Source organism: Mesorhizobium sp. 131-3-5 (assembly GCF_016756575.1).
GTDB classification, from domain to species: Bacteria; Pseudomonadota; Alphaproteobacteria; order Rhizobiales; family Rhizobiaceae; genus Mesorhizobium; species Mesorhizobium jarvisii.
Genome location: NZ_AP023254.1, coordinates 1,799,025 through 1,822,500, shown reverse-complemented (window position 1 = coordinate 1,822,500; position 23,476 = coordinate 1,799,025). Strand labels below are relative to the sequence as shown.

Here is a 23,476-nt window from a genome sequence, read left to right as displayed (position 1 = left end):
CTTCCGCCATGGGATGGAAGACAATCCGGTACTCCATCCCCTACTTGGCTTTCGCCAGCTTCGCGCGATGGCGCGCCTCCAGCCGGGAAAACACCGCATCGGCAGGAATCCCCTTGGCCGGATCCTGCTGGAGATCCGTCAGGCGCCCAGGGATTTCCTCGCGCAGCCATCTCTCCCGCTCCGCCTCGAAATCCTCGAGCATGCGCAGGCCGGCGCGGACGACCTCGCTGGCATTGTTGTAACGACCCGATTCGAGCTGCTTCCTGATGAAGCTCTCATAATGGTCGTTCAGGGCGTGGTTGGGCATGGCAACCTCTGGAAAGAATGTCCGGTCATAGGAAGATAGCAATAGATGTCACCTATTGCCAGAACTAGCCGATTCGGCGGTACTCTGCCTTTGATTCGGATTATTCCGCAGGGCTTGATTGGCCGGTTCTGCACAACCGAGATATCGCCCCAGATCCGCTGACGCCGGCGCGATCGAGGAACCAGGCCCGCGATCGACAACTCCGACGATCCACTCTCCGTCATAAAAGCGAGCCGACGAGCACTGAGGCTGGCCGAGACAGTAGCCCCCGCCTGCTAAATTCACTTCGCATTTGGTTGCGGTCGCCGCTCCGATTCGGCTTTCGCTGTTCGCTTCGGTCGTTGCCGGGCGTTCTTCGATCGTGCCCAAACGCAAAACGGCCCGCTGGTTTGAGCCAGGCGGGCCGTTTATGATTTGGTTTTGGGGAGAGGCTTTGCGTTTCTGACCTGCGGCGTCGGCAAGGCCTCGTTGCGGACGGCTGATGAGGGTTAACTCGCCGGGCACCACGGCTAAATATAAAAGAGCCCGCACGAGGGCGGGCTCTTTTATATTTGGTTGCGGGGACCCGCAACCCCTTTTGTCATAACATCGTCGGGCTGTTCATTTGGGTCGGCTTTGGCGAGTTCGAGGATGCCGAAGAGTTCGCCGCGTAGCTCGGCATGAACCTCGCCGCGCTTGTCGCCAGGCGTGAGCACGATCTCTCCGATCAATGAGCGCAATGCCTCGGCGGCCGGCCGTCCATCGTCGTGGTCGGCGAGTGCTTGCGTGAGTTGCTCGACCCGCTTGCGGTAGAGAGTGGCGATGTTGGGATGCAGGTCGGGCACGTCGGTGGGCGCTACCGCCAGACGCGCAATGATCTCCGCCTTCTGCCTCTCCAGGTCTTCCATTCTCGCTTTCATCGACGGTTGGTAGAGGCCATCCTCGATCGCAGCCATGATACCGGCGATGGCGCGTTCGACCTTGTCGAGCGCCTTGTGGTCCTGTTCGCCCTGCGCGCGACGCTCCTGATTCAGGCGGTTGGTCTCCTGGGCATAGGCCCTGATCGCCTCCGCCACCGCATCGGCCGAAACCAGCCTTTCCTTCAGGCCCGCGAGGACTCGCTGCTCGATCTTCTCGCGTAAGATGGAGCGGGCGTTGCCGCAGATGCCGCGGCGCTGGTGGTTGAGGCAGGCATAGCGGTCGCGGGTGAACAGGCCGTAGCGCCCGCCGCAGCACCCGCAGGTGAGCAGACCAGAGAGGAGGGAGACCGGCCGCCTCATGGTGTGCAGCTTCCTCGCCCGGGCCTTGCGCGTGGCGATCGCCACCGCCTCGAACTGACTGGCGATGGATTTCTGTCTCTCCTTCACGGCCTGCCACAATTCATCCTCGACGATCCTGAGATGCGGCACCTCGGTGCGGATCCATTTGGCTGGCGGATTGGCCCGAGAGACCCGCTTGCCGGTGGCAGGATCCTTGACGAAATGCAGGCGGTTCCAAACCAGCACGCCGATATAGAGCTCGTTGTTGATGACGCCGGTACCCCGGATGACGTGCCCGCGCACGCTGGTGTCGCCCCAATGCCGGCCGAGTGGGCCGGGAATGTCCTCCTTGTTGAGGTCGACGGCGATCGCCTTCGGGCTCTTACCGCTGGCAAACTCGCGGAAGATGCGGCGCACGACGGTCGCTTCCTCCGGCACGATCGCGCGGTCGCCCCGAATGGGATCGCCTGCGGTGTCCAGTTTCTTCACCACCCGGTAGCCGAAGCACAGCCCGCCCCCGGCCTTGCCCTTTTCCACTCTCCCCCGCAGGCCACGATGGGTCTTGAGGGCAAGGTCTTTCAGGAACAGAGCATTCATCGTGCCCTTGAGGCCAACATGCAACTCGCTGATCTCGCCCTCGGCCAAGGTGACGATGGCAACGCCGGCGAATTTGAGATGCTTGAAGAGGGTGGCGACATCAGCCTGGTCGCGGCTGATGCGATCGAGCGCCTCGGCCAGCACCACCTCGAAGCGGCCCCGCTGGGCGTCGCGCACCAAATGCTGGATGCCGGGCCGCAGCACCGTGCTGGCGCCGGAGATCGCCGCGTCCTCATAGGTTCCCGATACGCTCCAGCCCTCACGCGCCGCCTGCTCGCGGCACAGCCTCAACTGGTCCTCGATGGAGGCATCCCGCTGGCTGTCGGAAGAATAGCGGGCATAGAGTGCGACACGGGTCATGACGGCGGATCCTCTCTCCTGTTCCCAAGGGGCTTATCGTCCTGCTCCCTGCCCTGTCCCTCTCGGCGGCCCGGCCGATTGTCGTTGGCCGCCAGCCCCGCCTCGAATGCCTCCCGCGCCAGGTGCCTGCCGATCAGCTGAGCGATATCTAGCACCACCCGATCCAGCATGGCCGCTGCATTGTTTTCTGGGCGACCCTCGGGGCTGGCGAGGTCGCCGTTGTCGTTCGCCGGAATCAAAGCCTCTGAGCCAGTCCTGGTTCCCTCTGCCATCGCGGTCGCGCTCCCAATGGTGGATCGACCCGCTAGCAGAGGCCTTCGGTGGGCGAAGGAAAGCACGAAGTTCGTGTCGTAGAGCCACAGCGTGCAATGACTTGCATCGGGCGGTTTCGCCTCACTCGTCAAGGTCGAGTTGCAGGCGACAAGTGGGTACGGGGCGAGTCACAAGACCGAATCGCCACAACACTCCGCCGCGCCTTCCTCTTCCAGCGCCGCGACCAGCTTGACGGCGGACTCCCAATGCTTGGCGATATCGCTCCTCGTCCTTTCCCGGCTCCGGCGACCAACCGGCAAACCTCCCGCGATCGCCTTTAGGTCACGCAGTACGGAAGCTATGTGCGGCCACGGGAAGTCGGTTGGGTCACCAATATCTCGATCGGCACCGACGATCATTTCTAACTTGGCGATGACGCCGGCAAGGGATGAGGCAGTGAGCTCGGGTGTCGCGTCCTGAAGTTTGAGCGCCTCGGTCATTGCAAAGACTTCAGCTTCACAAGCTACGGCATGCCTTAAGCCGACATCAAATCGATCAACTGCCATTCGCGCCGGGCGGGATCCACATGCAGTCAATACCTGAATTCCGGTATTAGCGATCATTCGTGCCTCCAACCGCTGCTGCACCCGACACAGCAGTAGCGAGGTATATCGAGCCTGTAGCCAGTCGGCCCATAAGGCAAAAGCGGGATCTGGGGAGCTACCGCTACCGGCCGAAATCTCAGAGGCATTCATTTTCAATCACCGTGTGCTGACGACGGGGTGTCGTTCTATAGCATACTCAATGACGAATAGGAACTATCGTTCCTGGAATGATCGTTCCATTCACGAGTTATCTCTCGGGATGGATCTGAGAGAGAATCTTGCTCTTAATTTGCGGCAAGCCCGAAACAGCCGGCACATGACTCAAGAGGAATTGGCGGAGCGCTCCGGTCTGAGCGCCCGCTACATAGGTGCCATTGAACGCGCTGATGTTTCGGCAAGCGTCACAGTTCTCGGGCGCATCGCCGACGCGCTAGGAATGGAGCCGGAAGCACTCATTCGCAAGGCGAAAAGCAGTCATTCAAAATAGGTCCGCGCGTAACCGCTCGCGAGCGCGCCCTAAACAGCGCCGTAGCGAGCGAGCAGCGGGGTTGCGCCCCATGTTGGCTGTAGAACCCAGTCCTACCAACCACTGAAAGCAGACCCTAGCGGCAACCGGCGAGCGACACACTGGGAAGACGGTCACACGCGTTCGTCCGTAAGAACTTTACTAGAGCGGGCGTAAGCGCGTCGTCATATCGCTCAGCATGTGGCCCGGCGAGACGCGTAGATTTCGCAGCATCGCATGATCACCACCCTACCACGATCGCGAAATGAGCGCAGCCGTCGCGACGGGACAACGGGCCTTCGGCCGCTTCTGATGAAAACAGAAGCGGGTCCTTTCTTGTGGTCAATTTGGGCAGGCGGCCTTGCCAACCGCTGCTGAGCTCGGGCGTATTCGTCCATGCAGCCCTGCGATTGCAGAACGCCTCGTCAAGGTCGCTTGCCAGGACTAAAGGCGAGCGCCAAGAACGAGGTGAGAGCGTTCGACACACGCAAGGGTTAATTTACGACCCAGAGACTCGTCAGCGAGTGACCGACAGCCCAACGACCCGAAGTATCCGTATCATCGCACTTCGACTCATATGGATCGCGCACCATCTTGAATTCGCTATCGATGACGGCACCAAACAGGAAGCACTCGTCCTTATACTGCCCGCGTTCCGCGCTTGCCATCTTCACGGTCGCCCTGACCACGATGCCGTCCAGGCTCCGGCCCATCCAGGCAACGGTGCCGTAGTCCTGCACTTCCGAGGTCACGTTGGTGGCTTTCCAGTCGTCATGCGAAAGACCTGCATTCCACTTTGCGAACTCAGGAAACAGGCTTTCCATGTTGATCTGCGATGACGAGTTTGCTTTGTCCGTGGCATTGCCCAGAACGGTCTCCTTCAACCCGTCCGAGAACATGTTCAGAAGGGCGGTCGCGGCAGGCCCGTTCTTCCGACGCAGATCAGCCTGGCGAGCTGCCTTCGAACTCTTCTCGTCCTCGTCCCGCTGGGCCGCGATCCTCTTTTGCTCTTCTGCGGCCACGCGTTTGGCCTCTGCAGCTTTGACCTCTGCCTGTTTTGCGGCATCCAATTTGGCAGCCGCGTTGGCGGCATCAGTCTCGTCTAGCCACACCGGAGCGAAGGTGAACTGCACAGCATCCCGTGCCAGCGCTTCAGAAATGGCCTTCAGATTGATGGCCGACGTATAGAGCACGCGGCATTGCTCGTGGCGCACGTCCTCATAGGCCTTATCGATGGACGGATACAGCACTTCGGGACCCGCCACCGCCGCGTATTTGGCGATCTTGTCGATGGTAGTCGCATGAACGTCCGGGCGCCCGTCGACTACGCTGCATATCCTGACCGACGAATTCGTCAGCAGGATGCCGCCATATCCCTCACGCGTTCCGGACGAAATCTCTTGGGCGATCTTCGAGGCCAATGCCTGGTCTGACTCCATGTGGGCCTTGATGTCCTCGTATCGGATTGAATCGAAGACGCGGATGTTTTTGGCTTCCATCGCTTCGAGGTAGGCAGCTTGCAATGTCGGCTGGGCCTCCAAGAATTTCTTCCGCTGGACGATGAAGAGGTCGGCATGGTCGAGATCGTCCGCCCCGCAGTCCGAACTGATGTTTAGGGCCTGGCCTCCCAGCGGGGCGATGGCCTCGATCAGCGCCTTGTCCAAAGCTGGGGTGCGTTCTGGGCCGAGCAGACAGACCCAGGCCTCATTCTTCGTCAGCGAGAACTGGCCTGATATCGTGCGAAGGAGAGAAGGCGCCTTAGGCCCGGCATTGTAAAGAACGACGACCTCATCCAGGCTGCCGCGAAGGAGCGCTTTGTTCAGATCGGTCACCGCGTACGCCGCGCTGTTGCTCTCCTGGCTTGCGCTGCTTCCTGACTGGCTGTTCGCGGCCTTGATTGCATCCAATTCGTCCGCCAGCGCTTGCCGGGCGATCAAAGCCCGCAGGCCTTCCCTGGTCTCCGTGAGCGTTTCCAGGTCGCTGGCTTCGGAAACGTCGTCGAGGGACTTCACTTCTTGAACGACCTCAGGAAGCTTGGCCGATGTCAGATGGCTGCTCATCCATCGTTTGAGGGCTTGTCGTTTCGCTTGGATCTCGGCGAAGATTTCCGCCCGGTTCTTTTCGATTTCCTGAGCGCGCTCCTTGTCCCTCGAAGCCGAAAATTCGGCGTAGCCAGGCACAGCCATAAGCAGGTTCGTCAATCGGAGCGTCGAATCGTTCAGCGCATCAATCGAGACGGTCTGGACCTGCGCGTTTAGCGCAGCAGCCTGTCCGGCAATCTCTACCAGGTTCGAAGTCTGGGGATTCAGCTTCAAGAAAGTCTGGGCATCCGAGAGCAAAGTCGTTGCGGAGGCTCGCGCAGCCTTGAGCCTGCGGGCCTCGGACTTATCGAAGGATGCTTTGTCCGTGAAGCCCTTCTGCTTCGCGTCGCGGAACTCGCCGGGATCAGAAAAGCCTGATGCGCGGAACGCGACCAACTCCGCATTGGTCTGAATGCCGAGCCCAGCTGCTGCCCGGTAGTCATCCGCCGCTGTGAACCCACCCGACTGGGCGCGCTGATACTCGTCGTGGCTGCGAAACCCGCCCGCCGCCGCGGCATCAAATTCGCGTTGGGTGGTGAAGCCCATCCTCTTTGCTTGGGCAAATGCGCTCGCGGATGTGAAACCTCCTGATTTTGCATCGGTGTAGCTCTGAGCATCTGTGTAGCCGAGAGCTTGTGCGGCGCTTCGCTCCTGGTCGCTGCGGAAGCCGTCGCCGGCGTTGCGTTCGATTTCCGCCAGCCCGTAGTCCGTGAGCAGTTCGCCTGATGGCAGATCGAAACGTGCCTGATACGACCTGAAGGATTTGACGGTCGATGGACCGATCAGGCCATCGACCGGACCATCGTACAGGCCAAGCCGAGCCATCGCTGCCTGGAGCCTTTGGACGACCCTTAGATAGTTTGGTTGGGTGGCGAAGTCGAACGAGGCTCCCTGTTGATAAGACATCCAGACCAGTCCGTCCAAACCGTCCCCACGCGAGAGAAACGAGTCCTGAGGAATGATGCGCAGCTCCTTAAGCGCCGTTAAGTTCGCTTTCGCCTTATCCTGGAACAGAGTTCCGGCGACGACAGCAAACACCCCATTTCTGCTGTGGATGACCAGAGTCGGCCCCAGTGTCGGCGCGTATGATTGCGCCAGAGCGATCGCCTCTTCCTCTGTGGGCCTGCTGGATACGACAAGCCAAAGTGAATTTGACTGCGGAGGCCTAAAGGCCGTTGACCGCGTTATCTGCTGGCCACTTTGAATGATCTGCATAAACTCGGAAAGCGATGATGCCGAACTCATAGCAGGAAAAGAAATCCCCACTAGGAACGCAGCAACGCCCACCCTGCACACGCGACGCATGGTAATCCCCTACACAACCCCGGGAGCCATATTCACGAATCCTTTGGCCTAGGCAAGCAGGCGGCCGGGCTTTGATATCTTATGCTTACCGGACGGACCCAGGAGCGGGGCCGCGACAGGACAGGCGCGCCCGCAGGGTGACACTTGCACGGCCGACTAGAATACCCACATTTCCTGGCAGCGCTCCAAAGGAGGATGCTACCATGAGCTACCTGATGCTCCGCATCTCTGTCGCTTTGACCATATTTCTAATGGCCGATGGCGTGGCCCTCGCCAGCAAGATCATCGGCAACGGCTAGTGCCATAAGGCCCAGGCGACGGCAGCCGCGTCTCCTACGACTGGCGCAGTCCCTGGCAGCGCGGATCGCAGAAGTAGACCTGTAGATCGGTTGCAACGGTGAAGCTCTTTTGCCGAGCCATCTCCTTGCCCTGGTCCCACGTTAGCGAGCGCCGCAACTCTTCGGGCAATGTGCCGATCGTCTGGGCAAGGGCCGCCACGACGGTGGCCGAGTCCCTCCTCGCCACCTTTACAAGCATCGTGAACCGGCTGTGTCGCTCGACGAGGGTGGCGATGTGCGTGTCGTTCGCCCCGGTGAGCAGATCACCCTCCCAATGGCCTGGGATGGCGCGATCCTCCAGCCTCGGAGGGGCGCTCGCGGATGGAGATCATATCGAGTATTTGTCCTTGCCCCGTCCGGCTCTGTGCGCCTTTGGCGAGCCGCATCTGTCGTTTGGTACGCAGGTGCGCTGTAAGTTCCTTCTTGAGCACCCCTCGCGACTGGATGAATAGACTGCGATAGATCGCTTCATGAGATATCCGCATGCTTGGATCGCCTGGGTACTCTCGCCTCAGCCAGCCCGCTATCTGCTCCGGGGACCATTGCAGCGCTAGCTTTTGCGCCACCCGCCATCGTAGCCGCCCAGAGCATGCCAGGCGACACTGCTTCGGGCGCAGCGCTCGCTCCCAAGCATACTTGTCGGCCCGGGTTGCACGATACGCTTGTGCACCGCCATTGCGCGAGATCTCGCGACATATTGTCGATGGGGATCGCCCGAGACTTCGTGCAATAGCGCGGATCGCAAGACCCGCCGCGATGCCGCGAGAGATCTCTTCGCGCTCCGCCAGCCCGAGCGCCAAGGCCGCTCTACGCCTAGCTGAGGGAGCAATGCCGCCGCGTAAGGATACGATCCGCTGAACGCCGGTCTTGTTCCGGCGGTCAAGTGCCCGCGAGATCGACGAAATGCTCTGACCTCGCTTCCATCGCTCCCAAAGCTCGACCTTCTGCGCTGACGTAAACCAGATCCGTGACGTCACCATGCAACACCTCTTCATCCTCTCAGATTAAAGCGTGTTGCGACGACCGGCTGAACCCACCGCCGCATGTCGGTCATTCCGGCCGACTTGACCGCCTACCAAGAGCGGACATTGCTGGTGCCGACGCTGAGTCGAGGTTGCACATCTCCGGACCTACGGGGTCGCCGTCAGAACCGTCGCGTATCGATCCAAAGCGGACAGTCCAAGCGCGAGCTTTGCCGGCCGCTTTGGGGAGTTGCCATAACGTCTTGCCGGCAGGCTTGGCAGACGCTGGCCACCAAGGAGAACGTGAATGAGCACTGTTCTTGTGGTTCACGGCTCGTGGTTTGCCACCTGGGCGCGGCAAAAGATGCGCGACCTGATGCGCGTGGACATGCCCAACATTGAGCTTTCAGCTCGACCGGTTGCCGCCCCCTATGCGTTCCATAAACTTTTGAAATGCTGATATCAGGTGAATAAATTTTCCTGATGATCGTACTACACGTAACGTTCCTGCATCAATTTTGCAGGAGGCAGCACGATGACCGAAGACATGTTACACGTGACAGCATGGCACAATGGCGAAAAGGAGTATTCGCCGTTCTCTGACACGGAGATGAAACGCCGCCAGAACGACGTTCGCCGCTGGATGGCTGAGAACAAGGTCGATGCGGCATTATTCACCTCCTATCACTGCATCAACTATTACTCGGGCTGGCTCTACTGCTACTTCGGCCGCAAGTATGGCATGGTCATAGACCACAACAAGGCGACAACGATTTCCGCCGGCATTGATGGCGGCCAGCCCTACCGTCGCAGCTTTGGCGACAACATCACCTACACAGACTGGCGCCGCGACAATTTTTACCGTGCAGTGCGCCAACTCACCGCGGGCGCCAAGCGCATTGGTATCGAGTTTGACCATGTCAACCTCGACTTCCGCCGTCAGCTTGAGGAGGCTCTGCCAGGCGTCGAATTCGTCGATATTGCTCAGCCGTCGATGTGGATGCGCTCCATCAAGTCGCTGGAAGAGCAAAAGCTGATCCGCGAGGGGGCACGCGTCTGCGACGTCGGCGGTGCCGCGTGCGTGGCTGCCGTGAAGGCCGGCGTGCCTGAGCACGAGGTGGCGATCGCTACAACCAGTGCCATGATTCGCGAGATTGCGAAATCGCACCCTTATGTCGAGTTGATGGACACCTGGACCTGGTTTCAGTCCGGCATCAACACCGACGGCGCCCATAATCCGGTCACCAACCGCCTCGTCCAGTCAGGCGACATCCTGTCGCTGAACACTTTCCCGATGATCTTTGGCTATTACACCGCGCTCGAACGCACGCTGTTCTGCGACCATGTCGACGACGCCAGCCTCGACATCTGGCAGAAGAACGTCGCCGTCCATCGCCGCGGGATCGAACTGATTAAGCCGGGCGCGCGCTGCAAGGACATCGCAATCGAGCTCAACGATATGTACCGTGAATGGGATCTGCTTAAGTATCGCTCCTTCGGCTACGGCCATTCGTTCGGCGTGCTCTGCCATTATTATGGCCGCGAAGCCGGCGTGGAGTTGCGCGAGGACATCGACACGGTGCTGCAACCCGGCATGGTCGTCTCGATGGAACCGATGGTGATGCTGCCGGAAGGTATGCCGGGCGCCGGTGGCTATCGCGAACATGACATCCTGATCGTGAAGGATAACGGAGCGGAAAACATCACCGGCTTTCCCTTCGGCCCGGAACATAACATCGTCGGAAGCTGATGACGTGTTTTACATCCCACACGATTGGCATCCGGGGAGGTCGGGCCGGACAAGCCGGCTTGACCCATACTCAGCGTCGCCTGTTGGCCTCGTCCACGAAGTGGTCATCTCCCTGATAAAAGTATTCACTGCTAACACCCTCGTAGAGCGCAAGGATGCTTCTTTGGGGCTACCTGACAATAATGCCAGCGACGAGGCAGTGCAGGCGCCACCGAACTGGCCCTTTCCATACTGATGAGCTTATCAGGACAGGGGAGGCGGTATTTGATGATGCAGCTGCGTAGGGCGTGGACTCATAAACGCGTAGTCAAATGCGGTCATGGCCTACTTTGCGGTTGGCGCGGCCCGGTCGCGATTGACCCAACTCGGGAATTGAGTGTCTCTTCCTTGATCACACGGCCAGCGATGAAGAGGCGATGTCTCAAATCGTCGATCCGAACCGCGGTCGCCAGGCGGCACGCTGGCCGCGTCACGACGGCAGATCCGGGCACAGCACGAGCTTGCCCTCAAGACCGCCGTCTTCGAGACGTTGGTGCGCCTCGACAACTTGATCCAGCGAGATCCGCTCGGCGACGCGCGGCCGGATGGCGGCACTGGCCAGCAGAGCGAGCAGGCGCTTCAAGTCCTCCCGGAACCACTCAGGATGTTGCAACCGCATTGCGTTGATGGAGTAGAAGAAGGCTCGCCTTCCGCCAGGCAACCACCTCCAGAGATATAGGCGCGCAATCCACATCAACATGGTGAGCATGCCTCGCTGAGCCTGCACGCCTGCTGAGTAGCCATAGGCGCATAGCACACCGCCAGGCTTGAGGGCTGCAAACGAGCGGCGATAGCCTTCCTCCCCGATGCCGTCCAAGACGACGTCGAACCCGCCTGGCAGGACACGCGCGAAATCTTCGCGCTGGTAGTCGATCGGCGTGGCCCCAAACGCGCGGATCAGCGCGGCGTGCGTGCCGTGGGCACCGCCCCATAGCTGAAGCCCGGCCATGCTGCCTAATACGAGCAGCGCCTGACCGACTGCCCCCGCGGCTCCGTGCACCAGTACGCGTTGCCCTCGCTGCACCTGCGCAGCTCGGTGCAGGAGTTGGTACGCGGTCATCCAACTCAGTATCAGCGTTGCGGCCTCCGCCGCGTCGACGCCAGCCGGCACTGGGGTCAAGTGGCTCGCCTGGAGCGTGCGATAGACAGCATTCGATCTGAGCACCGTCATGTCGGCCACACGGTCGCCAAGCTGAAATCCGCTCACGCCGTCGCCGAGCTGATCGATTTCCCCGATAACATCGTAGCCCATTACAAACGGTGGGCGGCGGGACGCAGTTTGCGGGTAGAGATGCCGCCGGATCAGCGTGTCGGTATACTCAAGGCCCGAGGCGAGCACGCGGACCCGCACTTCGCCCGGACCAGCGGTCGGCATCGGCGCGTCGACCACCTCCAACTCCTCGGGACCGCCGAAGCGCCTGACTTGAACGACGCGGTTGCGCGGTTCGATCACACGTGAATCCTTGCATCTCTTATTCCAAGGAGCACACGTCACGCTTGCCGATGGTGCCGCCACCGCCAAGCATGGGTGTGCTCATAATGATTCTCACTGGAAGCCGGCCCTGTAATTGATGCGGATCAATTCCGCTCATGGCAGATCGCGTCATTTCGCTACGCTGCGGAATTTGGTCGCTATCGTTGCATACCGGACTCCGGCAAGCCCTTCCCCCGGGGCGATTTATGGGCTCACGGCCTAGCAGTATACGCATCCATCCGATGGCCGAGACAGCCGCAGAGGCCGCTGGAATACAAACGCTTCCGTGCTTCCAGCTTGCGGACGCAGAAGCCAGGATCAGAGTTCTGTCGGCTATTCAACTGGGTGCCCACTTGGTGGGATGCCAGCCTCAGCGCGGAAATTCGACCTCCAACGCTTTGACGATGCCCGTCACGCAGACATCCAGCAAGATGTCGCCTTTGGCATTCGAGGCCTCCTTGGGCGACGATAATGTACCGCTCGCCGGCGTCCATTCAGGCTTGGGCGGGTACACATCATAGGGCGGAAAGCTGGCCGGTTCATGATCGACGGCGCGCTCGAGATGAACGAAGTTCGGGTAGAGCGCCAGCATCAGCGATGTTTCGAGCACGCCGCCATGTTCCAGATCCCAGCCGGTGAACCCGTTTGGATAGAGCCGCGCGATCGTCGGCTTGTCGACGAAATCCCAATAGGACAGCACTACGATCTTCATTTCGCCAATGCCGCCCCAACGCAGTTCGCGCAGCGCCAGATCGATGCCTTCGACGATGAACCACGAGTTCTCGAAGTGGCCATTCATCAAGCAGATATTGCGCACGCCATGGCGTGCGAATTCCTTGATGACATCGCGCAGCGCCGCTACCAGCGTCGCGCCGTCCAGACTGGTCGTGCCCGGCAGGTGATTGCCGCCGCCCGATTTCTGATGCGACTTGTAGCCATAGGTAAAGGGTGGGGCGACCAACGCGCCGATTTTCTCAGCGACGCGGCGGGAGAATTCGACCGGCAAGAGCACGTCGACGTGCATGGGCATATGGTGCCCATGCTGTTCCATCGAGCCAACCGGCAGGAGGATGGGCACCGAGCCGCCACGAACAATTTTGTCATAGTCAGGCCAAGGCAACTCTGCGGCAAAAACAGTGTCATACGGCATGACGTCCTCCCAATTTTGGCTCTCCGTTGATGATTAGGGGTGGAAAAGATGATATGGAAAATTTATATTCATGATCCACGTATGAGAAATATTTATCCATGCGCAACATAATCAACTTCCAGACCGACCTCCTGCGGACCTTCGTGTCGGTTATCGATCTTGGTGCCTATACAAAGGCTGGTGATGCGCTTGGGCGCACCCAGCCGGCAATCTCCCTTCAAATCCGCCGGCTCGAGGAACTGGTCGGCGCGCCACTCATCAAGCAAGTCGGACGCACGCTGCTCCTGACCAGTGAGGGGGAGATGCTGCTGAGCTACGCTCGCGAGATGCTGCGGCTTAACGATGAGGCCGCTTCCTATTTCAACCGCTCGAAGATAGCCGGCGTGTTACGCATCGGACTGCCGAACGACTATGCGGTCGCCTTCCTGCAGGGGGTGATCACCGAATACACCAGCCAGCATCCTGGCATCTCGCTGGAAATCCATTGCGGTTGGAGCGCCGACATTCTCGATCGGCTGCGCGCGGACGAACTCGATCTGGCTGTGGCGATGGTCAACAATGAGCGTTCGCAATACCTGTCCCGTTCATGGATCGAGCGGCCGATCTGGGCTGCCGCCGAAACGGCGCGTTTTGATTTGGGGACTGGCGTGCCTTTGGCGGCGCACCCGGAAGGTTGTGCCTATCGCGCCCGCATGATCCAGTCTCTTGATGCTGCACAAATCCGCTGGCGGGTGGCCTATACCGGCTCCGGCATTGCGGGATTGCAGAACGCCGTGGTGAACGGCCTTGGCGTCAGCGCGCTGACCCGTTACACGATGCTGCCTGGCATGCGCGTTCTCGACGAAACGGACGGGTTTCCAGCGCTCGCTGAAATCCGAGTTGGTCTGTTCTACAAGCATCCCCGCCTGTCCGATGCGGGAATCAGGCTCGTCAACCATATCGTCGCGCGTTTGGATGAAGCCGGTGTCTCCGGCGACCCAGTTCGTCGGCCGATAGAGTTGGATCGTCAATAAGCGCTGTAAATGCATTTATTATGAGAATTAATTTTCCAAATAGGTGGCCCCTTCGTACGGTTGCGGAAACCACAAGCCAAAGGGGAACACCATGACAATCAAAAAAAGCTTGTCCGGCGTACGCTCGCGCCGCGATTTTCTGAAGGGTGCTAGTGTTCTGGGTGGCGGCGTTCTGGCTATGCCATTTCTCAGTCGGCTAGCGTTTGCCGAGCCGGTCGAACTCAATATGCTCGCCTGGTACGGACACGCCGAGCCTGACGTGGTTGCCGAGTTTGAAGCCGCGAATAACGTCAAGTTCAAACCGAAATACTACACCGGCGGCGACAATATGCTGGGCCTCATAGCCCAGTCGCCCCCTGGAACCTTCGATGTGATCCTGTCCGATGCCGAATACGTCCAGCAGCTGAACGCCGCCGGGTACATCGAGGAACTGGATCCCCACGACTATCCTCTCGATGACTATTTTCCAGAGTTCCAGAAATTCGTCGGCCATTGGCAGGACGGCAAGCTGTACTCAGTCTTCACGCGGTTCGGCTTCCTCGGCGTTGCATACAACACGGAGGCCATCACCGAAAAGGAAGCGTCGACCTACGACGTCTACTGGGCAGACAAACTCAAGGGTAAAGTCGGCCATTTCGATTGGCATTTGCCCAATCTTGGCCAGGTTAGCTTGCTGAACGGCAATGCTTCTCCCTACGACATCAACGCGTCGGCTTGGAGCGCATTACAGGTAAAAACGAAATCCCTGCGTCCGCAGATCGGGGGCTTCTTCGACTACGGTGGCACCTTCTCGTCACTTCAAAATGGCCAGATGCTGGCCATGGCGGGTATCGGTGACTGGATCACGGGTGTGCTTGAAAAGAGCGGTGCCAAAGTGCGAAGTGTCATCCCGGAAGAAGGTGGCCTGCAGTGGACTGAATCCTTCTCCATCGGCAAGGGGTCGTCCAAGGCCGACCTGGCCAAGAAGTGGATCCAGTACATCACTTCGGCCAAGGGCCAGGTCAAGTCTGCCAACATGGTGGCTTATCCGGCCCTGATCCCGAACCGCAAGGGCTGGGAGCTCCTGGCCAAGGAAACCCCTGAAGAGGCTAAACGCCAGGGCATGTTGCTCAATGAGAGCAATGTCATGGACATGATCCGCGCCGGACGGATCAAATACCGGCAGTTGCCGGTCCAGCAGACCCTCGAGGACTGGAACGATTTCTGGTCCGATTACAAAGGATCGTAGAATTCCGCATCGCTAGGTTCGGATTTTGGGGCGGGACACTGCGCCCGCCCTTTCATCACGGCGAGCCCCCGAGGCGGCCGATGAACCAAGCCGTGGTTGCGCGGGCGGGCCTGTTTCAATGCGAAAGTCGATCACACTTTACGGACTTACCTTCTCGCTGCCGATGCTGGTGTGGCAGGCGATGTTCTTCCTCGCCCCGTTGGTCTTCCTAACCGCCCTGAGCTTCTGGACGGTCAGAAACTTCCGTGTGGAACCAGATTTCAATCCAAGCAATTGGACAAAGATGCTTAGCCGGGGCGTGTTCTGGGACGCGTATCTCCGCACGCTGCTCTTGTCCACCGCCGCTACCGTCCTCACCAGCGCGCTGGCATTCCCCTGTGCCTACGCCATTGCGTTCAAGCTGTCGGAAACGGCGCGGCGCTGGGCTGTGTTCCTGATGGTCATCCCGTTCTTCACCAGCTACTTGGTGCGCGTCTATTCATGGCAGATTTTCCTTTCCGACAACGGCATCATCAATGCGCTGCTGGCAAAAATCGGGATAGGGCCGTTCGGCATGCTGAATTCAGTGTTCGGCATCATGGTGGGCTATCTGACACTCAGCTTTCCGCTAGTCGTTCTGCTGCAGTTGTTCAGCCTGATGTTTGTCGACCGCACGCTGATCGAAGCGGCGCACAATTTGCGCTGCAGCCGGCTGCGCACAGTGTTCGAGGTTGTGGTGCCGGCGGCCAAGGTCGGACTGGTGATCGCGGCACTGTTCTGCTTCATCCTGACGTTTGGCGATTTCGTCAGTCCGCTCTATCTCGGCGGCGGAGACCCGCCGACGTTGTCGATCCTCATCACCGACACCACCAAGTCGGGCCAGCAATGGCCGCGCGCGGCGGTGATCGCGCTGACAATGATCGGGACCCTGCTGGCGGTCGCGTTCGCGGCAGTGAGCTACGCCTATAGGGAGCGCGGGCGATGAACGAGTTCAACCGCAATCCGCTGATCGACTGGGCGCTCAGGCTCTACATTGTGCTGGCCTTCGCCTTCATCTTCGCGCCGATCGCGGCAAGCTTCGTCTTTTCGCTCAACGTCGACCGTTTTCCCTCGCTGCCGCTAGGCGGTTTCTCGACCGTCTGGTACGAGGCCGTCTATGCCGATCCGCGTGTCTGGGAGGGCTTGCGCAACACCCTGGTTGTCGGCGCCGTCGTCTCGGTCGTCGCCACGGCGCTCGGCTTTGGCGCCGCCTACACCGACTTCCGCTACAAATTCTTCGGCAAGCCATTCTACCTGGCGCTGGCGCTATTGCCTCCGACCATTCCGGTCGTCATCCTCGGCCTGGCGATGCTCGCATTCTTGTCCAATGTCAGCCTGTCGGGCGAAGTCCATTCAGTCATCATCGCGCATGTGGTGATGTGTGCTCCCTTCGCCATGGCGATCTGCAGGCTGCGCCTGTCGCAGATGGATCCATCGCTGGAAGCCGCGGCTTGGAATCTCGGGGCGTCGGAATGGATGGCGATGCGGCATGTCATCGTCCCGTTCTGCCGGCCCGCAATCTTCGCGGCGCTGTTCATCACAATGGCGGTGTCTTTCGACGAATTCGCGGTTTCCTGGTTCGTGTCGGGACTGCACGAAACGCTGCCAGTCAAAGTGCTCGGCTTCCTGCAGGGGCAGGTCAGCCCGCGCATCAACGTCATCGGCACCTTCGTCTTTCTTGCATCGATGACGCTGGTGATCCTCGCCCAGATTCTTCTGATGAAGCGCAGCGCCTTGCCGAAGGCAGGTAGTAACGCGCCGGAGTTGGTTCCATGACCGATCAAGCCCTCGTCGTCTTCGACGGCGTCGTCAAACGCTTCGGCAATTTCAACGCCGTCGAACGCATGGACCTCGAAATCCGCAAGGGCGAATTTCTCGCCATCATGGGATCGAGCGGCTGCGGCAAGACGACAACGCTGCGCATGCTGGCCGGCCTCGAAGCACCTACCGAAGGCGAGATCCGCCTTGCCGGCAAGCGCATCAACGACTTGCCGACCTGGCGGCGCGACACGCCGATGGTGTGGCAGAGCTTGGCGCTGTTCCCGTTCCTGACGGTGCGCGAGAATGTCGAGTTCAGCTTGCGCATGCGCGGCGTCGAAAAGGCCGAACGCAGGAAACGCGTCGACAAGTGGCTCGAGCGCATGCAGATCACCGAATTCGCCGATCGCAACGTGGCCCATCTTTCCGGCGGCCAGCGCCAGCGCGTGGCGCTCGCCCGTTCGCTGGTGACTGAACCCGAAATCCTCCTGCTCGACGAGCCACTGTCAGCGCTCGACGCGCATCTCAAGGTGCGCATGCAGACCGTGTTGTCCAATCTCCAGAAAGAGCTCGGGATCACCTTCGTCTATGTCACGCACAGCCAGTCGGAAGCCTTTTCGATGGCCGACCGTGTCGTCATCATGAGCCGTGGCCGCATCGAGCAGATCGGCAACCCACAGGAGATTTATCGTGCGCCACGAACGCGGTTCGTCGCGGAATTTCTAGGCTCATCCAATGTGTTCGCCGGCAAGGTTTCGGCGGCGAACGGCGACGCCATCAAGATTGTCACGCCGTCAGGCGAGTTCGATGTCGCCCGCAATCCGGCCAAGGCGCTTGTCAAAGGCGACAAGGCGACCTTCGTCGTCTCCGGCGACCGCGTGCAGCTGACCAACGAGAAGCCTGCCGGTGGTGTCAACGGCATGCAGGCCTCGGTGGTCGGAGAGGAGTTTGTCGGCGCCACGGCCGTCATCCACCTTGAGGGCGCCGAGGGATTGGAGCTCAAGGCGCAGAAGAGCCATGACGAACTGGAGCGGCTGAATTTGACGCCCGGCGCCAAGATCTGGATGTCTTGGCGCGCCGATGCGAGCCATATCCTGCCTGGGGAATAGGAGCGCTGGCTGTGCGGTTCGGATTCCTGCTCGCCCGAAATTTCACACTTTCTCCAATGTCGCTTTTCATCGATACACTGCGCCTTGCGGGCGATGACGGCGACCGCAGCCGGAGAGGGCGGTTCGACTGGCAGATAATTGGTGAGCGCGGCCTTCCAATCCGCTCAAGCTGCGGTGTGGAGTTACTGCCCACGAAGCAAATCACTGACCCACAGGACTACGACAACATCGTTGTTGTCGGTGGACTGCTAAACGGCACCCAGTACCTCAGTGGGGAAAAGGAGGCCTTTGTGCGACGGGCATCACAGCGAGATGTGCCTCTTACGGCTTTATGCACTGGGAGTTTCGTGTTGGCGCATTATGGTCTGCTCGACAACTATCGAGCCTGCGTGAGCTGGTTTCACATCAAGGAATTTCGACACGCATTCCCGCACGTTCGTGCGCACGCAGACACGTTGTTTTCAATCGACGGAAATAGGGCCACCTGCGCCGGAGGTGCCGGAGCAGCCGACTTGGCGAGTTACTTTGTGTCCAAGCATGTTGATAACAAGGCTGCGGAGAAAGCTTCTAAGATCTTGGTTCTCGATAGAATTAGAACCGGCCGTGACGCGCAGCCTAACGGAGCGCTGTTTCCCAAGGCTACAAGCCGCCACATCAGGCGTGCGTTACTCCTAATGGAGAGTAATCTGCAAGAAAAAATCACTGTAACCGAGGTAGCGAGCAAACTTGGCATCTCACGTCGTCAGCTTGAGCGATTGTTTGCTACAGAAATACAAATCAGCCCTATGGCCGCGTATCTTGCGCTGCGTTTGCAGTATGCGAAAACGCTACTAGGGACTAGCGACCTGCAAATCGGTGAAATTGCTTACAGGTGTGGCTTTCCAAATCCCGGGCATTTTAGCCGGGTATATCGTCAACATGCCGGTGGCACGCCGACTGCATTTCGAAAGAGTTGATTTGGCTAAAGAGACGATGGGACGTCGGCGGCTAGCACCGACAGTTGAGCGGTTCAGAGATCGAAGTTGGTGGGTAGCATCACAACGTCGCGGATTGTCATACCGCGCGGCCGCGTCAGCATGAAGATCACGACATTGGCCACGTCGCTTGCCTCGAGCAGGCTGCCAGTGTCTCTCGCTTCCTTGAGCTTTTCTGCAGGCCAGTCCGCCAGCAGTGCGCTTATGACAGGGCCGGGCGATATCGAGCCCACGCGAATACCGTGCTTGAACACCTGTCGGCGCACAGTCTGGACAAAGCAGTTGATTGCCCACTTGGAGGACGCATAGACCGGTTCCCATGGCGTCGGAAAATGAGCTGCCAAGGAACTCGTTACGATGATGTCGCCCGTCTGCCGCTCGATCATGTGAGGCAGCACGTCGTGCAAATTCTTCATTACGACATTCACGTTCAAATTCATCATGCGGTCGATGGCCCCGGTGTCGGCATCGATTAGTTCGCCGCCCACATACGTGCCTGCATTGGCATGAAAGATGTCGATCTGGCCTGCCTTCTCCAGAGCTTTTGGAACAAGTGTAGCACAGTCCTTGGGGTCAAGCAGGTTGATGACGAGTGGGACAAGGGAATCGTACTTGCTGCAGAGTTGCTCCATCGCAGCCTGATCGCGGTCGACCATAACAACCCGCGCACCTGCAGCCAGCATCGCTTCTGCACTGGCCCATCCAATGCCGGAAGCCGCCCCGGTTACAACGGCAACCTTCCCTTCCAATTCTCTCGCCATAGTTTTTCTCGCCCCTATTCAGATGATAAAAGTGCTCACCAATATAGCGATTAAGGGAGGCTGATGCGCATCGATCATGGACATCCTGAATGGAGCACTGGCCGTGGCCTCACTTTCCGACATAATCGAACTATCTGGCGCTCTGACCCTACGCGACCAAGACAGTCAGGCAAGCGCGCTATTGAGGAACTTGGCCGCCTCGGCTAGGCCGGTGGTTGAAACCTGATGGCCGAGTCCTGGCTCAATTGAGATCCTAACCCGAACACCGGCCGCCGTCAGCAGCTCTGCCGCCCGCACACTCTCACCCGGAGGCATGATCGGATCGGCGTCGCCGTGCACCAGGAGCAATCGGGTGTCCATTGCAGGGGCCAGTGGCATTGGCGATGCCAGACGTCCCGAGAAGGCGACCACTGCGCCAACGTGCCAGCGCCCGCTGGCAAGCGCGTCGAGTGCCATGATCGAGCCCTGAGAAAACCCCAGCAGCACGACGCGGTCGAGGGCATTCGAAAATCCGTGCTCCTCGATCAGCTTTGCGATAACGGCGTCAAAGCCAGGCCGCGCCGCAACGACGCGCCCTGGCCGATTTGCCTCGGTAATGCCGATGACACTGAACCACTCGCGGTGCGGGCCGCTGCCATGTGGCGCATCAGGGCTCTCGAATTCGAGGGCGGGCAGTGAGGGTGCGAGTGCCCGCCCGAGCGCTGCCATGTTGGCGCCGTTGCTACCGACGCCATGCAAGAGAATGACCAAGCCGCGATCCATCAGCACAGTCCTTTCACGAAGACGGGGACGAGGCCCGGCAAGTCGGGTCCTTTCGGCACGTGCCGTTAGGGTTGAGCGTCTTGATAGAGTAGTAGCCGGCCTTGATGTGCTCGATGCTGACGGTTTCAGCGATCCCAGGCACCGCAAGCATCGCAGCCATGTAGGCACTCAGCGCCGGATAATCGGCGATGCGCCGCAGATTGCACTTGAACAGGCCGTGATAGGCGGCGTCAAACCGCACCAAGGTGACGAAATGCCTGATGTCGGCCTCGGTCAGGGCATCGCCCAGGAGGAAAGGCCCATGCTTGCCGAGGCGGACCTCAAGGGTGTCGAGCATCGAGAACACGTCGTCGAAGGCTTCTTCATAGGCGATTTGCGTGGTGGCAAAGCCGGCGCGATAAACGCCGTTGTTTAGCCGTGGATAGATTTCCGCGTTGAGCGCGTCGATCTCGGCCCGTAGCTGTACGGGATAGAGATCCGGTCCGCTTGCGAGGTCGCCGAAGCCCGAGTTGAACATGCGTACGATATCGGCGCTCTCATTGTTGACGATCGTGCCAAGCTGCTTGTCCCAAAGCACCGGCACGGTGGCACGCCCGGTATGGAGCGGGTCGGCCTTGGTGTAGATTTCATGCAGGTGGCGGGCACCATTTATGCCGTCTGGCACAGTGCCGGGATAACCGCCGAACACCCAGCCTTCATCATCCAGGCGCGGGTTGACGATGCTGACGGAAATGGCGTTCTCGAGCCGCTTGAGCTTGCGCGCGATCAGTGTGCGGGATGCCCAGGGGCAGATGAGCGCGACATAAAGATGATAGCGGCCCGCTTCGGCGGCGAACCCGGCATCACCCGTCGGCCCGGCGCAGCCGTCGGGCGTCACCCAGTTGCGAAAGCCGGAAATCTGCCTGACGAAGCCACCTTTAGCATCGGTTGCCTGCACGGGTTGCCAGTTGGCCGTCCATCTTCCTTCGATGAGCATCGCTTCGTCCTTCACTGCAATCGCCAGGTCTTGGCCAAGGGCGCAGCGGCGCGCCACTTGACCGATATCAACCGATATCAAGTGACGCGTTGCTGCTTGCCGATTTGTTCGTCCATGTCGCTCCCCAGCCACCGAAGCCACAGAGCGATGAATTCCTGGGTTAGATGCCGACCCAGGTCGGAGCGATATTGGTGCCTTTGCCCTGGCCATATCCGAGGCCGATGTTGAGAGCGGCCACGGCCTCGATGTTGCGCGAGGCGGTGAGAGGACCGACGACGATGGCCTTGAGGCCGGCTGACTTCACCAGGGCCTCGACCTCGGCGACAGCGTCTGCGTCGTCGCCGGCCAACAGCACCGTTGCCGGGATTTCGGCAACCTGGCCGCCATTCTGCAGCACCGACGCAAACAGCGTGTTGAAGCCCTTCACCACCTTGGCCCGCGGGGCGAGCCGCGCAATTTCTTCCGCAGCGCTGGTTGAAAAGCCGATGGCCAAGCCGGAAAAATCGGCCTTCATTGGGTTGGTCAGGTCAACGACGATCTTGCCCGCCAGGTCGCCAGCCGCCTTCAAGACTTCGGCGGCGGCATCGTAGGGCACGGCGAGGAAGATGATGTCGGCCTTGGCGACGGCATCCGGGATCGAAGCGGCGGAGACGGCGTCGCCGAAGCTGCCGGCGACCGAGGCGGCTTCCGAGGGATCGCGCGAACCGAGGACGATGGCGTTGCCGCCGGTCGAAAATACTGTGGCGAGGCCTTTGGCCATATTGCCGGTACCGATGATTGCGAGGGTCATTTTCTGTACTCCTATCGTTTGCCTTGCGGCGATGACGGGAATATGGACTTGTTCCACATCGACAACTATCCAGTCAAAATGCAGAAGACACCTTCCAAATTGGAAAGTCTACCAATCTTGATCCCAAGGCGGACTGTCCTGGAAATGCGAGACCAGGAAATCCACCATCACACGCACCTTGGCCGCCAGGTGCCGGCCGGTGGTGTAGATGGCCCAGAGAGCCATCGGGTCGGCCTCGTGATCGGCTAGCACAGGAATGAGCTGGCGGGTCCGAATGCGCTCGCCGGCGACGAAGCTTGGACCTTGCACCAGACCCAAGCCAATCGCAGCCGCGGCCGCGCAGGCCTCGGCGTTGGAGAATCGCAGCCGGCCACGGATTGGCACCGACAAGCCGCGGGCAAAACGCCAGCTGGCCCCGTCGGCGAGGTTGGTGTCGAGGATGCAGGCATGTTCTGTCACGTCCTCGGGACGATGCGGAACCCCGAATGCGGTGAGATAGGATGGCGCTGCCGTTGTCACCAGGCGGATCGGGCAGAGCTTTCGCGCAATGAGGCTGCTGTCGCGCAAGGTGCCGATGCGCAGGGCGAGATCGAAACCTTCCTCCACCAGGTTGACCACACGATCGGAGAACGACACGTCGAGTTCGATCAGCGGATGCGCCTGCGCGAACTCGGCCAAGAGTGGTGCGAGGACCTGGGTGCCGAAGGTAATCGGCACGGATATGACAAGCCGGCCTCGTGCTTCCCCTGAAACGCTGCGTATGGTGGAATCCAGTTCATCCAGTTCCTCGAGCAGGCTTTTGATACGCTCGAAATAGGCGCGCCCGGCCTCGGTGGGCGATACGGAGCGGGTGGTGCGGTGGAGCAGCTGCACGCCCAATTCTTCCTCCAACCGGGAAACCAGCTTGGACGCCTGCCCCGAACTCACGCCGAGCTTTTGCGCCGCGCCGGACAGGCTACGGCGCTCGACGACCGCGACGAACATCCGGTCGCATGCCAGTCTGTCCATGCTGGGAAACCTCGTAGCGATTCTCAGGAAGCGACCATAATCGCAAACAGATCGTTTGTGGTCAGCGAACGTTTATTTCGGACTGACGAGTACGAAAATCACCGATAGGGGCCCGC

Annotated in this window: 19 protein-coding genes and 3 pseudogenes (1 of these 22 running past the window's edge); 9 read left to right on the top strand and 13 right to left on the bottom strand. The window is 59.9% G+C overall.

The features are described from left to right. From JG747_RS08870 to JG747_RS08855, 4 genes and pseudogenes are all read right to left on the bottom strand, one after another. Positions 1-37 (bottom strand): annotated as a pseudogene (locus JG747_RS08870) (type II toxin-antitoxin system RelE/ParE family toxin); it reaches 274 nt to the left of the window's first position. Positions 38-40: 3 nt separating this feature from the next. Next, positions 41-307 (bottom strand): type II toxin-antitoxin system ParD family antitoxin, encoded by a 267-nt coding sequence (locus tag JG747_RS08865; protein WP_202361628.1) that lies wholly within the window; start codon positions 305-307, stop codon positions 41-43. Between the two features lie 545 nt (positions 308-852). Then, entirely contained in the window at positions 853-2,502 is a 1,650-nt protein-coding gene (locus JG747_RS08860; protein ID WP_202361627.1) for a recombinase family protein, read from the bottom strand. 440 nt (positions 2,503-2,942) lie between these two features. Continuing rightward, a complete protein-coding gene (locus tag JG747_RS08855; protein ID WP_123170667.1) occupies positions 2,943-3,377 on the bottom strand; it encodes a hypothetical protein in 435 nt (144 codons plus the stop codon). A gap of 241 nt (positions 3,378-3,618) precedes the next feature. Here JG747_RS08855 and JG747_RS08850 point away from each other — a divergent pair, with 241 nt between their 5' ends. Then, positions 3,619-3,846 (top strand): helix-turn-helix domain-containing protein, encoded by a 228-nt coding sequence (locus JG747_RS08850; protein ID WP_123170650.1) that lies wholly within the window; start codon positions 3,619-3,621, stop codon positions 3,844-3,846. Between the two features lie 512 nt (positions 3,847-4,358). Here JG747_RS08850 and JG747_RS08845 read toward each other — a convergent pair. Both JG747_RS08845 and JG747_RS37780 read right to left on the bottom strand, forming a co-directional pair. Next, entirely contained in the window at positions 4,359-6,983 is a 2,625-nt protein-coding gene (locus JG747_RS08845) for a peptidoglycan-binding domain-containing protein (protein WP_202361626.1), read from the bottom strand. A 603-nt stretch (positions 6,984-7,586) separates the two neighbouring features. After that, positions 7,587-8,568, bottom strand: a pseudogene (locus JG747_RS37780) (IS30 family transposase); the annotation flags it as partial. A 289-nt stretch (positions 8,569-8,857) separates the two neighbouring features. On the opposite strand from JG747_RS37780, the gene JG747_RS08830 reads away from it, so the two are divergent. Further along, positions 8,858-9,010 carry a hypothetical protein gene (locus tag JG747_RS08830; protein WP_202361624.1) on the top strand — a complete coding sequence of 51 codons (153 nt, stop codon included), beginning with the start codon at positions 8,858-8,860 and terminating at the stop codon, positions 9,008-9,010. Positions 9,011-9,085: 75 nt separating this feature from the next. Further along, the gene (locus JG747_RS08825; RefSeq protein ID WP_202361623.1) at positions 9,086-10,300 is read left to right on the top strand and encodes a M24 family metallopeptidase; all 1,215 of its coding nucleotides are present in this window, start codon (positions 9,086-9,088) and stop codon (positions 10,298-10,300) included. Positions 10,301-10,769: 469 nt separating this feature from the next. Here the strand turns inward: JG747_RS08825 and JG747_RS08820 are convergent, their stop codons facing one another. Together JG747_RS08820 and JG747_RS08815 are read right to left on the bottom strand one after the other, a co-directional pair. Then, positions 10,770-11,792 carry a medium chain dehydrogenase/reductase family protein gene (locus JG747_RS08820; RefSeq protein WP_202361622.1) on the bottom strand — a complete coding sequence of 341 codons (1,023 nt, stop codon included), beginning with the start codon at positions 11,790-11,792 and terminating at the stop codon, positions 10,770-10,772. A gap of 391 nt (positions 11,793-12,183) precedes the next feature. Next, entirely contained in the window at positions 12,184-12,963 is a 780-nt protein-coding gene (locus JG747_RS08815) for a creatininase (RefSeq protein ID WP_202361621.1), read from the bottom strand. Positions 12,964-13,061: 98 nt separating this feature from the next. On the opposite strand from JG747_RS08815, the gene JG747_RS08810 reads away from it, so the two are divergent. The 6 genes from JG747_RS08810 (at position 13,062) to JG747_RS08785 (ending at position 19,045) form a co-directional block, all read left to right on the top strand. Continuing rightward, positions 13,062-13,976 carry a LysR substrate-binding domain-containing protein gene (locus tag JG747_RS08810; protein ID WP_202361620.1) on the top strand — a complete coding sequence of 305 codons (915 nt, stop codon included), beginning with the start codon at positions 13,062-13,064 and terminating at the stop codon, positions 13,974-13,976. 91 nt (positions 13,977-14,067) lie between these two features. Next, positions 14,068-15,204: an extracellular solute-binding protein gene (locus tag JG747_RS08805; protein ID WP_202361619.1), complete on the top strand. Its 1,137-nt coding sequence runs from the start codon at positions 14,068-14,070 to the stop codon at positions 15,202-15,204. Between the two features lie 181 nt (positions 15,205-15,385). After that, complete coding sequence (locus tag JG747_RS08800; protein WP_244748356.1) at positions 15,386-16,168, top strand: ABC transporter permease; 783 nt, start codon at positions 15,386-15,388, stop codon at positions 16,166-16,168. After that, the gene (locus tag JG747_RS08795; protein ID WP_202361618.1) at positions 16,165-16,998 is read left to right on the top strand and encodes an ABC transporter permease; all 834 of its coding nucleotides are present in this window, start codon (positions 16,165-16,167) and stop codon (positions 16,996-16,998) included. Before JG747_RS08800 ends, JG747_RS08795 begins: the two co-directional genes overlap by 4 nt. Next, positions 16,995-18,089: an ABC transporter ATP-binding protein gene (locus JG747_RS08790; RefSeq protein ID WP_202361617.1), complete on the top strand. Its 1,095-nt coding sequence runs from the start codon at positions 16,995-16,997 to the stop codon at positions 18,087-18,089. The genes JG747_RS08795 and JG747_RS08790 overlap by 4 nt, the downstream gene beginning before the upstream one ends. Before the next feature lie 11 nt (positions 18,090-18,100). Further along, on the top strand, positions 18,101-19,045 hold the full coding sequence (locus JG747_RS08785; RefSeq protein ID WP_244748355.1) for a GlxA family transcriptional regulator: 945 nt from the start codon (positions 18,101-18,103) through the stop codon (positions 19,043-19,045). Between the two features lie 53 nt (positions 19,046-19,098). Here JG747_RS08785 and JG747_RS08780 read toward each other — a convergent pair whose 3' ends face one another. The 5 genes and pseudogenes from JG747_RS08780 to JG747_RS08760 all read right to left on the bottom strand — a co-directional run bounded on the left by JG747_RS08780 (position 19,099) and on the right by JG747_RS08760 (position 23,360). Next, a complete protein-coding gene (locus JG747_RS08780) occupies positions 19,099-19,824 on the bottom strand; it encodes an SDR family oxidoreductase (protein ID WP_202361616.1) in 726 nt (241 codons plus the stop codon). A gap of 165 nt (positions 19,825-19,989) precedes the next feature. Beyond that, complete coding sequence (locus JG747_RS08775; protein ID WP_202361615.1) at positions 19,990-20,586, bottom strand: alpha/beta hydrolase; 597 nt, start codon at positions 20,584-20,586, stop codon at positions 19,990-19,992. Then, positions 20,586-21,562, bottom strand: a pseudogene (locus JG747_RS08770) (glutathione S-transferase family protein). Before JG747_RS08770 ends, JG747_RS08775 begins: the two are co-directional and overlap by 1 nt. 160 nt (positions 21,563-21,722) lie before the next feature. Next, positions 21,723-22,352 carry an NADPH-dependent F420 reductase gene (locus JG747_RS08765; protein ID WP_202361614.1) on the bottom strand — a complete coding sequence of 210 codons (630 nt, stop codon included), beginning with the start codon at positions 22,350-22,352 and terminating at the stop codon, positions 21,723-21,725. A gap of 108 nt (positions 22,353-22,460) precedes the next feature. Next, complete coding sequence (locus JG747_RS08760; RefSeq protein WP_202361613.1) at positions 22,461-23,360, bottom strand: LysR family transcriptional regulator; 900 nt, start codon at positions 23,358-23,360, stop codon at positions 22,461-22,463. Positions 23,361-23,476: the final 116 nt, after the last annotated feature.

What these genes read in the sequence shown, in the direction of transcription:
- JG747_RS08865 (WP_202361628.1), bottom strand. Translation starts at nt 307, where the DNA reads ATGCCCAACCACGCCCTGAACGACCATTATGAGAGCTTCATCAGGAAG.
- JG747_RS08860 (WP_202361627.1), bottom strand. Translation starts at nt 2,502, where the DNA reads ATGACCCGTGTCGCACTCTATGCCCGCTATTCTTCCGACAGCCAGCGG.
- JG747_RS08855 (WP_123170667.1), bottom strand. Translation starts at nt 3,377, where the DNA reads ATGATCGCTAATACCGGAATTCAGGTATTGACTGCATGTGGATCCCGC.
- JG747_RS08850 (WP_123170650.1), top strand. Translation starts at nt 3,619, where the DNA reads ATGGATCTGAGAGAGAATCTTGCTCTTAATTTGCGGCAAGCCCGAAAC.
- JG747_RS08830 (WP_202361624.1), top strand. Translation starts at nt 8,858, where the DNA reads ATGAGCACTGTTCTTGTGGTTCACGGCTCGTGGTTTGCCACCTGGGCG.
- JG747_RS08825 (WP_202361623.1), top strand. Translation starts at nt 9,086, where the DNA reads ATGACCGAAGACATGTTACACGTGACAGCATGGCACAATGGCGAAAAG.
- JG747_RS08815 (WP_202361621.1), bottom strand. Translation starts at nt 12,963, where the DNA reads ATGCCGTATGACACTGTTTTTGCCGCAGAGTTGCCTTGGCCTGACTAT.
- JG747_RS08810 (WP_202361620.1), top strand. Translation starts at nt 13,062, where the DNA reads ATGCGCAACATAATCAACTTCCAGACCGACCTCCTGCGGACCTTCGTG.
- JG747_RS08805 (WP_202361619.1), top strand. Translation starts at nt 14,068, where the DNA reads ATGACAATCAAAAAAAGCTTGTCCGGCGTACGCTCGCGCCGCGATTTT.
- JG747_RS08800 (WP_244748356.1), top strand. Translation starts at nt 15,386, where the DNA reads ATGTTCTTCCTCGCCCCGTTGGTCTTCCTAACCGCCCTGAGCTTCTGG.
- JG747_RS08795 (WP_202361618.1), top strand. Translation starts at nt 16,165, where the DNA reads ATGAACGAGTTCAACCGCAATCCGCTGATCGACTGGGCGCTCAGGCTC.
- JG747_RS08790 (WP_202361617.1), top strand. Translation starts at nt 16,995, where the DNA reads ATGACCGATCAAGCCCTCGTCGTCTTCGACGGCGTCGTCAAACGCTTC.
- JG747_RS08780 (WP_202361616.1), bottom strand. Translation starts at nt 19,824, where the DNA reads ATGGCGAGAGAATTGGAAGGGAAGGTTGCCGTTGTAACCGGGGCGGCT.
- JG747_RS08775 (WP_202361615.1), bottom strand. Translation starts at nt 20,586, where the DNA reads ATGGATCGCGGCTTGGTCATTCTCTTGCATGGCGTCGGTAGCAACGGC.
- JG747_RS08765 (WP_202361614.1), bottom strand. Translation starts at nt 22,352, where the DNA reads ATGACCCTCGCAATCATCGGTACCGGCAATATGGCCAAAGGCCTCGCC.
- JG747_RS08760 (WP_202361613.1), bottom strand. Translation starts at nt 23,360, where the DNA reads ATGGACAGACTGGCATGCGACCGGATGTTCGTCGCGGTCGTCGAGCGC.